This window comes from Promicromonospora sp. NPDC023805 (genome assembly GCF_040639635.1).
Lineage (GTDB): Bacteria > Actinomycetota > Actinomycetes > Actinomycetales > Cellulomonadaceae > Promicromonospora.
This window is the reverse complement of sequence record NZ_JBFAAH010000054.1, coordinates 1-11,604: the sequence shown is the minus strand read 5'-3', so window position 1 is coordinate 11,604 and position 11,604 is coordinate 1. Positions and strand designations below refer to the sequence as shown.

The 11,604-nt window shown below is 69.9% G+C and carries 7 protein-coding genes and 1 pseudogene; 3 read left to right on the top strand and 5 right to left on the bottom strand.

Annotation, left to right across the window (positions count from 1 at the left end):
• Positions 1 to 149 precede the first annotated feature (149 nt).
• Entirely contained in the window at positions 150 to 4,172 is a 4,023-nt protein-coding gene (locus tag AB0F70_RS27310; RefSeq protein WP_357456440.1) for a carboxypeptidase regulatory-like domain-containing protein, read from the bottom strand.
• A 487-nt stretch (positions 4,173 to 4,659) separates the two neighbouring features.
• On the opposite strand from AB0F70_RS27310, the gene AB0F70_RS27305 reads away from it, so the two are divergent.
• Entirely contained in the window at positions 4,660 to 5,613 is a 954-nt protein-coding gene (locus AB0F70_RS27305) for a winged helix-turn-helix domain-containing protein (protein WP_357456437.1), read from the top strand.
• 33 nt (positions 5,614 to 5,646) lie between these two features.
• On the opposite strand, the gene AB0F70_RS27300 is transcribed toward AB0F70_RS27305, so the two are convergent.
• Positions 5,647 to 6,990 carry an MATE family efflux transporter gene (locus tag AB0F70_RS27300; protein WP_357456434.1) on the bottom strand — a complete coding sequence of 448 codons (1,344 nt, stop codon included), beginning with the start codon at positions 6,988 to 6,990 and terminating at the stop codon, positions 5,647 to 5,649.
• Between the two features lie 372 nt (positions 6,991 to 7,362).
• On the opposite strand from AB0F70_RS27300, the gene dnaB reads away from it, so the two are divergent.
• Positions 7,363 to 8,724, top strand: a complete 1,362-nt coding sequence (gene dnaB / locus AB0F70_RS27295) for a replicative DNA helicase (RefSeq protein WP_357456447.1) — start codon at positions 7,363 to 7,365, stop codon at positions 8,722 to 8,724.
• Positions 8,725 to 8,742: 18 nt separating this feature from the next.
• Here dnaB and AB0F70_RS27290 read toward each other — a convergent pair whose 3' ends face one another.
• The gene (locus AB0F70_RS27290; protein ID WP_357456431.1) at positions 8,743 to 9,519 is read right to left on the bottom strand and encodes a hypothetical protein; all 777 of its coding nucleotides are present in this window, start codon (positions 9,517 to 9,519) and stop codon (positions 8,743 to 8,745) included.
• On the bottom strand, positions 9,516 to 10,046 hold the full coding sequence (locus tag AB0F70_RS27285) for a SigE family RNA polymerase sigma factor (protein WP_357456444.1): 531 nt from the start codon (positions 10,044 to 10,046) through the stop codon (positions 9,516 to 9,518). Before AB0F70_RS27285 ends, AB0F70_RS27290 begins: the two co-directional genes overlap by 4 nt.
• Before the next feature lie 168 nt (positions 10,047 to 10,214).
• Here AB0F70_RS27285 and AB0F70_RS27280 point away from each other — a divergent pair, with 168 nt between their 5' ends.
• Complete coding sequence (locus AB0F70_RS27280; RefSeq protein ID WP_357456428.1) at positions 10,215 to 11,381, top strand: AI-2E family transporter; 1,167 nt, start codon at positions 10,215 to 10,217, stop codon at positions 11,379 to 11,381.
• Positions 11,382 to 11,402: 21 nt separating this feature from the next.
• Here AB0F70_RS27280 and AB0F70_RS27275 read toward each other — a convergent pair.
• A pseudogene (locus AB0F70_RS27275) lies at positions 11,403 to 11,604 on the bottom strand (peptidase E); the annotation flags it as partial.

The following is an 11,604-nucleotide window of genomic DNA, read 5'->3' as shown; positions in this document are numbered from 1 at the left end:
GCCAGGCCCGGTACAAGTCCGAGCACCAGCAGTCCGACGACGAGCGGTGCCGCGACGATGCGCTCACGCCTTCCGAGGTCCCTGAGTAGCTCAAGGAGACTCGGACAGGCGCTCTACTTCGCGGACCGCTCTATCTCACGGATGCCGGGTTACTTGAGCGGGTCGAGCTCGAAGTCGGTCACGACGTTCGTGCCCGCCGCCACCTTCGCGGAGCCGACCTGCGGGACGTACCCGTTGGCCGTCGCGATGATCTGTGCGGTGCGCTCCGACTTGTCGAACCAGTACTCGTACTTGCCGTCGGCCCCCGTGACCAGGGTGACCGTCGAGAAGCGGCCGTTGAGCTGGACCACCGAGTCCCCGAGCGACACGACGCCGTCGGGCGTGAAGCCGCCCACGGTCCCGGAGAGCTTGCCCCAGCTCTTCGGCGGGTTGATCTTCATGGACACGTCCACCGACGGGGCGTCGTAGGGCGTGGCGGCGTCGGCGACGATCGAGCCGGTGAACGTGCCCGGCTGGGCCACCACACCGTTCAGGGCCGCCGTGATGGTCTTGCTCTGGCCCGGTGCGAGCGTGAACTCGGCGGGGGTCGTCGTCACCCAGTCCATGCTGCCGCCACCGGCGGTGTCACCGGAGACGTTCATGACGATGTGCATGTCGGGCCAGCCGATGGAGTCCGTCGTCGCCGGCTCCGGGAGCGAGCAGTCGGGGGCGGAGAGGTACGACGGCGCGCTCTGCCCCGCACCGTTGGACCCGATGTAGAAGACACCACCGGTCGCCTGCTGGTTGGCCGAGACGATCTCGACGACGAGCGTGGAGCCGGCCGGCACCTCGCCCGCCACGGGCACCGAGATCATCGTCAGGGTCGAGGCCGGGATGGCGGCTTCGGCCGTCCCGATCTTGGTCAGGTTGGCGAACGTGAGGGCGCCGTCCAGGGTGTGCAGGTTGACGGTAAGGCTCTGCGCCGTCGCCTGCTCCACCCCGAAGGAGACCTCCGAGACGTCGAAGTCGCCGTCGATGCCGAAGTCGCTCAGCGTGAACGTCCGGAAGAAGCGGTTCTCCGTCGTCCCCGCCAGGCCACCGCACGAGGCCGAGCTGAGCTCGGCGATCTCCTGCGACGTCGAGTGGGTGATGGTCGTGGCGTTCGGCGACACCGGGATGGACTCCGGCGTCACGACCTTGCCCGTGGTGCCCTTGCCCGCGGCCTGCAGCCGCGAACCCGAGGTACCGAACGACCCGCCGGCCTTCGCCGACGGCTTCGTGGACCTGGCGACGGTCGCCTCGCCCTGCGGGTGCTGGATGACGGCGGCGCCGTCAGCACCCAGGATGTCGAAGCCACCACCGGTGCCGACCAGCTCGACGTCGGCCGGCGCGGTGCCCTCGTTCTTGACCGTGAACCGCTTGGTCGTGGAACTGCCCAGCGGGAGAGTGGCGCTGATCGACCCGGCGCTGACGGCGAGCTTGCCCGCAGCGAGCGCCGCGTCGAACGTACCGGTGCCCTCCGGTTCGAGGGTGACGGTGCCCGACTCGGACTCGTAGTCCGGCGCCGTGACCTCCACGGTGTAGTCGCCGGGCAGGGCGATGGCCGAGTACGTGCCGTCCTCGCTCGACGTGGCGGTCCGGGTGACGCCGTCGGCGGTCGCCGTGACCGTGGCGCCCTCGACGGGGTCACCCGTGTTGAGGTCGGTGACGGTGCCCTCGAGGAACGCGAGGACGGGAGCCGTGTAGGTGATGCTCAGGCCCGCGGAGACCGCTGGAGTGTTGTTGGAGTACTGCATGCCGACGGTGCCGGACTCGTTCTCGATACCGATCGACGCCGAGCTGCCCTTGGCGGTGTCGGTGTCGGTGGTGTCGCCGTAGCCGTAGATGACCGTGCCGTCCTCGACGAGCGTGACGGAGAAGCTCAGCCGGTCGGTGGCCGGGCTGTACTTGCGCACGTTGCGCCACTCGACGACGTACGCGTCCTTGCCGTCGACCGTCGTCGTGCCCGTGTACAGGCCGGCGGCCGCGTCGAGGTTGAGGTCGTCCCAGAACGGGTACAGGGCGGCGTTCGGCGCCGCACTGCTCGGGATGGCGCCGTTCGCGTAGGCCGTCGTGCCGGCCAGGAAGTTCAGGTGACCGTTCGAGGTGACGAACGCGCTGTCGTAGCTCACGCCGTAGAAGGGAAAGCTGAACGGCAGGTCGAGCGACGTCTGCACGTCGTCGCCGGTGAGGGTCGACTTGGTGTCGCCCTGCAGGTAGTCACCGGTCGAGGTGGCGCAGGAGTAACCGAAGGCGTCGGTCACGGCGGTGATCTCGACGGGCACGTCCTTCGCGCCGTCGACCACGACGTCTGCCTCGTAGGTGGAGGCGCAGCCGCCCATCTCCACGGTCAGCGGGTAGGTGCCCTCGGGGACGTCGGCGAAGGCGAAGGTGCCGTCCGCGCCGGTGGTGGTGTCCTCGAAGTGGCTGCCGAGGCTGACCGGGGCGCCCGCTACCGGGTCGCCCGATCCGGCGAAGGTGACGGTGCCCGTCACGGCGTGCGACGGGGCGGCCTCGAGCGTGATCTGCACGTCGACGGTGCCGTCCTCGGTGACGGCCGCGGGGGCCGGCGTCGAGGTCAGGAACCCGAAGGCGGATGCGGACACCGTGTAGTCGCCGGTGGCGACGCGCGCGCTGAAGGTGCCGTCCTCGTCGGTGCTGACGGTGCGGTCCCGCTCGCCGTCGACCGTGACGTCGGCCCCGGCGACCGGGGCGCCGGCGGCGTCGGTCACGGTGCCGTTGACGTACCCGGTCGCACCGATCGGGGCGGCGTCGATGAGTGCGGCGACGTCGAGCTTGCCCTCGCCCCACACGTTGTTGTCGTCAGCGGTACCGCCGCAGGTGGTGTCGTTCGTGTCGACGGCGGAATCGTTGAGCAGGGCCTGCGTGCCCTCGATGTCACCGATGAGGGCGGGGGCCGCGCTCCACAGCAGGGCCACCGCGCCCGCGAGGTGCGGGGCCGCCATGGACGTGCCGTTGAAGGCGGCGTAGCCGTCACCAGGGATGGAGGAGCGCACGTTCACGCCGGGGGCAGAGATGTTGGGCTTGACCAGGCTGTCCTCGCCGGCACCGCGGGACGAGAAGCCGGCGATGGCGCCGTTCACGTCGAACGCGCCGACCGAGTAGGAGCCGGTGTTGGCGCCGGGGGACGACGTCGTCGTGCAGCCGGGGCCGGAGTTGCCTGCGGACCAGGTGCCGAAGATGCCTGCGGCCTCCCAGGCCGCGGTGGTGTCGGTGTACCAGTCGTCGATGCTGCCCGCGGCGGTGAGGCCCCACGAGTTGTTGACGACGTTGGGCCGCTTCGACGGGTCAGGGTCGCTGCCGTCGGTCTTGGTCGGGGCGACGATCCACTGCCCGGACGAGAGCAGGGCGGCGTCCGAGCAGCTGTCGCAGCCGTTCGTGGCGATCCAGTCGGCGCCGGGAGCGACACCGATCTGGTTGCCGTTGCCGTCGTCGCCGACCATCGTGCCGATGGTGTGCGTGCCGTGGCCGTTGTCGTCGAACGGCAGCTCGGCCGAGCCGGAGGTGTCCTGCCAGTTGTAGTCGTTCACTACCGTGCCGTCGGCCTGCTTGCCGCGGTACTGGTCGGCCAGGGCCGGGTGGTCGTACTGTGCGCCGGTGTCGATGTTCGACACGGTGATGCCCTCGCCCGTGTAGCCCATCTCCCAGACCTCGGGGGCGTTGATGGCGTCAAGGCCCCACTCGACGGCAAGGGTGCCCTTGTCGCTGACGTCGGTCCGCTTGACCGGCTCGACCAGGTTCAGCTGCACCGTCTCGCTGATCCGCTGGACCTCGCCGCTCTTCGCGAGCTTGTCCGCCAGCGCCAGCGTGCCGTCCTGGACGAGGATCCGGTTGCTGATCCAATAGCTCTCGTAGTCGGCACCGGCCGCCTCGAGCTGCTTGATCAGGCTCGCCTGGGACGTCTCGGCGGTGCTGGTGAGCGCGTCGTAGACGCGCTGCCCCCGCTCGTCCCAGTTCGTGACGCCGCGGGCGTCGGTCAGGTCCGCCTCGTCCGCCATCTCGACCCAGAAGTCGGCGGTCTTGCGCTCGGCCAGCATCTCCCTCGCGAAGTCGGTGAACTTGTCTTCGGGGTCTGCCGCCACGGCCTTCGTGGTTGTCGCCGCTGTGGCCGGGGACGTTCCTGCGAACGCCACCGGGGCGACGCTCAGCGCTGATGTCGCGACAAGCGCGAAAACCGCTGTGGCGGTTGTCGAGCGTTGTGCGAGAGCAGTTCGACGATGCATGAACCCTCCATTACCCGGCGCATCCACGACTTCGGATGCGCTTGGACGGACCACGGTCGTGGGCCATCCCTAACCGTCGTTTGCGCAGGTCAGGGCAACAAGGTCCGTTCACGGTCAGGAGACGGTCACTTCTCGGTCAAAATGCGGTCGAGTGCGAGGTGGCCGCCATGTCAACAACTCTGACCAAACTTCACCCGGCGTGCGTGAAAATTCACCCCTTACGGGCGATCTGTGGCGTAAAAATGCCAACCGGGCGGGAATGTGTCATTTCCGGCACGCAACGTGCAGGTAACGAAAAATTGACCTCAACGGTACGACCCGAGGACAAACTGGCGCGCGCTGCCCGGTTTCAACCCGGTAAGTACCCGAACGGCCCGATCCACGGAGGGTGACGCACGTGACGCTCGATCCCGCACCAGGTTCCACCCCCGGCCTCGTCGTCTGCGTTGGCCTGCCCTCAGACCAGATCATCGAGATCGCCCATCTACTCCGCGGCCGGGCGACGGTGCTCGCCACACCTGACGCCGAGGGCGCCCGCGCCGTCCTCGGCAACCAGGCCGCGCCCCGGCGCCCGGCCGACGCCACCCCGCGCGTCCTCGGCGCGCAGCCCGAGCGGTACGACAACCCCGGCCCGACGGAGGACCAGACCTACGGTCAGCAACTCGCTGAGCACCCCACCGACCGGTTCCCCGAGAGCGACAACCTCACCGAGGCAACGCTGCTCGTCGCGGCCGAGAGCAGGTCGACAGCGCTGTCCTCGGCCCTGCCCGCACCGATGCCCGGCGTGGCCGACGCCGGAGCCACCGGGCGCCGCGGACGGTTCCGGCCGGCGTCGAGCAGCGTGCTGGCGCAGCCGGTGCTGCGCGCGACCGTCCCGACTTCGCTCCGGCCGGAGCCCGGGTACGCGGCGGCCGCTACGGCGGCCCGTGGCACTGCACGAGGCGCAGGCTCCGAACCGGCCCTGGGCAGCAGGACCGGTGCCGTGCGGGACCGGACCGGCGGCACTCCCGCCGTCAGCGGTTCGATCCCGATGACCGCCCCACCGACGCTGGAACCACTGGTGGCCGGGCCGCTGCTCGTGGACCTGGCCGGCCGGGAGGTCATCGCGCTGGGCAGGCGCGTGTATCTGTCGGCGCGGGAGTTCGACCTGCTCGCGACCCTCGCCCTGGAGGCGGGACGGGTCTGGTCGTTCGCCGAGCTCACCGCACGCGTCTGGCAGCTGCCGTACCTCGGCGACTCCGACCCGGTGACATCGGCGGTGAAGCGGCTGCGCAAGCGGCTGGCGCCAGTGCGCGACGTCGAGGTCGCCTCGGTGCGCGGCGTGGGCTACCGACTCAGGGTGCGGGTCTGAGGGGCAGGCCGACGGACGGACCGGGGCGCTGGGTCACGCCCCGGTCACCAGCCAGCGGTCGCCCCGCGCACGCCATCCGGTAGTGGCGGCGCGCGCGGCCATGAACACGCCGGCGAACGCCAGCCAGAGCCAGGCGAGGCCCCGTGCGCCATCGGGCGCCCAGGCGGAGACGGCGAGCGCGAACGGAACGTAGACCACCAGCGTCGCCATACCCGCCCAGGCGAGGTAACGACCGTCACCCGCGCCGATGAGGACGCCGTCCAGCACGAAGACCCAGCCCGCCATCGGCATGAGCACGCCACAGACCGCTATGCCGAGGGTGATCGCGACGCGGACGTCGGCGTCGGGCGAGAAGAGTGGCGCGATCCACCAGCCGGTCGCCGCCAGGACCAGGCCGATCGCCGCCCCGACGCCGACGCCCCACTGCAGGCAGCGGCGCAGCACGAGGCGCACGTGCCCGACGTCGCCGGCGCCGAGCCCATGGCCGACCAGGGCCTGCGCCGCGATGGCGAGCGCGTCGAGCGCGAACGCGGCAAGGCCCCACAGGGAGCTCACTACCTGGTGCCCGGCCAGTGCGACCGCGCCGAGATCGGTCGCCACGACCACGGTGAGCAGGATCGCGGCGCGCAGGCTGAGGGTGCGGATCACCAGCGGCACGCCGGCCCGGGCACCCGAGAGGATGCCCGCCCGGTGCGGACGCAGGCTCGACCCGCGGGCCCGCGCGCCGCGCACCACTATCACCCCGAGCACCACCGCCATGAGGATCTGGGTGATGGCCGTCCCCAGGCCCGACCCGGCGATCCCCATCCCCGCGCCGTAGACGAACGCGAGGTTCAGGCCCACGTTGAGCAGCGCGCCGGAGGCCGCGACGACCAGCGGGGTGCGCGTGTCGCGCAGCCCGCGGAGGACGCCGGTCGCGGCCTGGACCACGAGCATCCCGGCGAGGCCGGGCGCCGACCAGCGCAGATAGGTCACGGCATGCTGCGCGACGTCGCCGTGCGCGCCCAGGGCGGTCACCGTGAGTGGGGCGGCGAGCAGCAGGACAGCAACGAGGACGACGCCGATCCCGAGCGCGAGCCACATCCCGTCGATGCCGGACTGCAGCGCCTCCCGCTCCTTGCCCGCACCGGTGAGCCGGGCCACCGACGCGGTGGTCGTGTACGCGAGGAAGATGCACAGCCCCACGAGCGCCAGGAGCACGTTGCTCGCGAGCGAGAGACCGGCGAGCTGGGCCGTGCCGAGATGCCCCACCACCGCGCTGTCCACAAGCACGAAGACGGGTTCGGCGACGAGCGCCCCGAGGGCGGGTACCGCAAGGGCGAGGATCTCGCGGTCGATGGACCGCCGAAAACCCGGAGTGTGGCGAGGCTCGCCCAACTTTCTTTCCTCCACAGGCTGGGGGTTACGTTCGTGCAGGTCAGAGGGGATGGTGATGTTTTACACAGGGGTTATCCACAACTGGGGACAGGGTTGTCCACCCACTATGCACAGGCTGGGCCACCTTTCCACATGGATGTGCACAGGCTCGTCCACAGGTCTCATTGCGTTCGGGTCCGCAGGGGCTTAGCGTCAGCGGGACCTACCAGCCGGCCAGCCGGGGCGAGACTGTCACACACGACACAAAGGCGTGTCGGCCCCGAAGTCCCGGGGCGTGTGGGTGGCGGGGAGTAGAACAGATGTAGGACATCGATCGAGCGCACGTGCAGCGTGCGCCAAGATGTCATGAGACGTGGAAAGCAGGAGGTGCGGATGTCGGTCGAGGAGCTGGAGTCGAGCTATTCGGGACGGCCGGGCCTCGATCGCACCCCGCCGCAGGACATCGCCGCGGAGATGAGCGTGCTGGGCGGCATGCTGCTGTCCAAGGACGCGATCGCCGACGTGATCGAGCAGATCCGCGGCAACGACTTCTACCGGCCTGCGCACGAGGCGATCTACGACGCGATCATCGACCTCTACGGTCGCGGCGAGCCGGCCGACGCCATCACGGTCCTCGCGGAGCTGCAGCGCCGCGGCGAGCACGCCCGCGTCGGCGGTGCCCCGTACCTGCACGACCTGATGGCAGGCGTACCGACGGCGGCGAACGCGGGCTACTACGCACGGATCGTCCGCGAGCGCGCGATCATGCGCCGCCTCGTGGAGGCCGGCACACGCATCGTGCAGATGGGCTACGCCACCGACGGCGGCGAGGTCGACGACGTCGTCAACAACGCGCAGGCCGAGGTCTACGCGGTGACCGAGCGCCGGGCGTCGGAGGACTACCTGCCGCTGGCCGACATCATCGGGCCGACCTTCGACGAGATCGACGCCGCCCAGGGCCGGGGCGAGGGACTCACCGGCGTGCCGACCGGGTACTCGGACTTCGACCGCCTGACGAACGGCCTGCACGGCGGCCAGATGATCGTCGTAGCGGCCCGACCTGCGGTCGGAAAGTCCGTTTTGGGTATTAACGTCGCTTCTCATGCGGCCATTCACCACAACCAGGCAGCCGTCATCTTCTCGCTGGAGATGAGCCGCAACGAGATCGTCATGCGAATGCTCGCCGCCGAGGCGCGCGTGCCGCTGACCAAGATGCGTAGCGGGAACATGGACGACGGCGACTGGCAGAAGCTCGCCGCGACCATGGGCAAGGTGTCGGACGCCCCGCTGTTCATCGACGACTCACCGAACATGTCGCTGATGGAGATCCGCGCGAAGTGCCGACGGCTCAAGCAGAAGCACGACCTCAAGCTCGTGGTCATCGACTACCTCCAGCTGATGTCGTCCGGCAAGCGTGTCGAGTCGCGTCAGCAGGAGGTCTCCGAGTTCTCGCGTTCGCTCAAGCTGCTCGCGAAGGAGCTCGAAGTACCCGTCATCGCCATCTCGCAGCTGAACCGTGGCGCTGAGCAGCGCAGCGACAAGAAGCCGCAGATGTCGGACCTTCGTGAATCGGGCTCTATCGAGCAGGACGCGGACGTCGTGATCCTGCTCCACCGCGAGGACGCCTACGAGAAGGAGTCGCCACGCGCCGGCGAGGCGGACTTCATCATCGCCAAGCACCGTAACGGCCCGACCGATGTGATCACCGTGGCGTTCCAGGGCCACTACCAGCGGTTCGTCGACATGCAGGTGTGACGCGCTGCCGCTGACCCGTCAGTCGACGTACTCGCAGTAGCCGAGAGCCTCACGCTCAACTCGGCTGAGCCCGCTCGGTGAGCTGCCGCAGGGCACGGAGCCGCTGGCGTCCTCGCCGTTCCACGAGGTGATGGTGAACTTGGCAGACTCGTCGCCGTCGAAGGTGACGGGAAGGCCCCCGCACCGCACGACGCCTGGCAGGCTCCGCAGCTCGCTGGTGGTCCACCAGGCGTACCCGCTGGCCGGGAGGTTGCCCTTGGCCGTGGTGAAGCGGTCGTACCCGTTGTCGATCTGCTTGATGAACGTGAACGCTCGGTCGTGCTCAGCACGGGGCAGCAGGGCCCGCGCGACCTCGGGTCGCAGGAGCGGGGCGACAACTCTGCCCTCGGGCAGACCACTGCCCTCGACCGTGGCCTCCTGCACACCGTCGTCGGTGTCCATGGACGCCACGAACAGCACGTTCATCGTCCGGGACGACTCCTCGCCCCACTCGATGGTCAGGTCCTCGGCCGAGCAGACGGCGGGCTCGGTCTCCAGGCCGACCAGCCTGCGGATCTGCTCGCTGCCCGGCAGAGCCACCTTGCCTATCCCGGGCACCGGCACCGGCCCCGCGAGGGCGAGCACGAGGGCAAGCGCCACCGCCGTCATCCCTGCGGCCGCAGCCTGCCAGGAACGGCGCCGCCGTAGCGCGCGCCTGCTCCCCTTCAGAACCTCGTGCGTGTCGAAGTCCCGGCCCGTCATCGAACCGGCCCCCGCGCGCAGGCGAGCGACCACGTCGGTGTCGTTGATGCTCATCGCTCATCCTCCTGGAAGATCTCGCGCAGGCGGGCGATCCCGCGTGCGTTGGCTGACTTGACGGTGCCCAGTGCGACGCCGAGCTCGCGGGCCGTCTGCACCTCCGTGAGGTCGAGCAGGTGCCGAAGCACCACGACCCGACGCTGCGAGAGAGGGAGCAGCGCCAACGCGCGCACCACCTCGTCGCGGACCACCACCCCGTCGGCGTGCCCAGGCACCGACCCGGCAGGGACGGCGTCGGACACCACCTCCCGGCGTGACCGCCGCCATCTGTCCACGCGGAGGTTCAGCAGGATGCGCCGCGCGTAGGCGCGGGGTTCACCGGCACGGGCCTTGCGCCACGCACGGTAGGTACGCTCGAAGGTCTCCTGAACCAGCTCCTCGGCGCGGTGTGCGTCGCCGGCCAGGAGCAGGGCCGTCTTGTGGAGGTACGGGCCGGAGTCATGGACGAACGCCGTGAACTCCTGGTCCCGCGTACGGGCCACCTCGATCCGGACCAGCGGGTCATCACTCACCTGAGCTGACATGTCCACGTGCTCTCCCTCGTCATGTCCCCCACCACGCACCACCGTGGTCAAAAGGTTCCACGGCTCCGCGCTTTCGACACGCGGGCACGCCACCGCGCGACTCGAGCCGGACCGCAATACGGTCGGCACGTCCGGCGTCCGCCGGATCCAGCACAAGGAGGACAGGCGATGGGACTCTTCGGCCGCCGCACACCGCGCCCCGCCCCGCCGAGCGTCGAACCCCAGCCACCGGCCGAGCCCGCGCCCGCCGAGAGCGGCGCGTCCCGGCTGTGGTCCGACGGCTTCGGTCGTGTCGGCACGCGGTCGTTGCAGGTCCTCGCGGTGGTCGCGGTCATCGCGGTCTTCGGGTTCGTGGGCACGCGCCTGACGCTCGTCGTGATCCCCGTCCTGATCGCGCTCGTGCTGGCAGCGGCGATCTACCCGTTGGTCTCGCTACTGCGCCGCCGCGGGCTGCCGTCGCTGCTCGCGACGTGGATCGCACTCCTGGCCCTGGTCGCGCTGCTGTCGGCGATCGTGTGGCTCGTCGTGCGAGCCGTCGTGGACCAGTGGGACGAGCTCCAGACCCAGGCGCTCGACGGTTTCGACTCCCTCCAGACCTACATCCAGGACCTGCCCTTCCAGATCACCGGCGAGCAGATCGCCTCGGTACGTGAGTCGGCCGTGAACCTGCTGCAGTCGGACACCTTCGGCTCCGGTGCCCTCGCGGGTGTCTCCCAGACCGCCGACTTCGTTGCCGGCTTCTTCATCATGATCGTCGTGCTGTTCTTCTTCCTGAAGGACGGCCCGGCGATGTGGGAGTTCCTGCTGCGGCCCTTCGAGGGCCACCGGTACGAGCGGGGGCAGCGCGTCGGCGCCGCCACGATCCGCACGCTCGGCGGCTACGTGCGCGGGACGGCGATCGTGGCGTTCGTCGACGCGGTCGGCATCGGGATCGGCCTCGCCATCGTCGGGGTCCCGCTCGTCATCCCGCTGTCGGTGCTCGTCTTCCTGCTCGCCTTCATCCCCCTGGTCGGCGCGACAGTGGCCGGCATCCTCGCGGCGCTGGTCACGCTCGTCGCGGTCGGGCCGGTCGAAGCGCTCATCGTCGTAGCGATCGTCGTCGTCGTGAACCAGCTCGAGGGCGACTTCCTCCAGCCGATAGTCATGGGCCGGACCCTGCGCCTGCACCCGCTCGTCATCCTGTTCGCGCTGACCGCGGGTACGGTGCTCGTCGGCATCACCGGCGCCATCCTCGCCGTACCGATCGCCGCGTCGATCTGGCGGGCGATCCAGGTGTGGGACGGGCCCGACCTGCCGGCCCGGTTCGCACGGCAGAAGCGCGCCGAGACCGTCTGAGAGCGAGGGACCGCGGGGCGCTCAGCCGCCGAAGCGCTTCCAGGTCCCTTCGGAGACGACTTCGACGACACCGTCGGTCACGACGACGGCGGTGTCGTCGTCGATCGCGTACGCCGGTCCGTCGATCCCGGCCGCCCACTTCTCGGCGGCGGCCATCGTGTTGTAGGGCAGCATCGGGTGGCCGACGTGCGGGAAGATCGAGAAGTCGACGACCCCGAGCGTG

Excerpts from the sequence above, each read along its gene's own strand:
- AB0F70_RS27285 (WP_357456444.1), bottom strand. The coding sequence starts at position 10,046 with ATGTCAGCTCAGGTGAGTGATGACCCGCTGGTCCGGATCGAGGTGGCC.
- dnaB (WP_357456447.1), top strand. The coding sequence starts at position 7,363 with ATGTCGGTCGAGGAGCTGGAGTCGAGCTATTCGGGACGGCCGGGCCTC.
- AB0F70_RS27280 (WP_357456428.1), top strand. The coding sequence starts at position 10,215 with ATGGGACTCTTCGGCCGCCGCACACCGCGCCCCGCCCCGCCGAGCGTC.
- AB0F70_RS27290 (WP_357456431.1), bottom strand. The coding sequence starts at position 9,519 with ATGAGCATCAACGACACCGACGTGGTCGCTCGCCTGCGCGCGGGGGCC.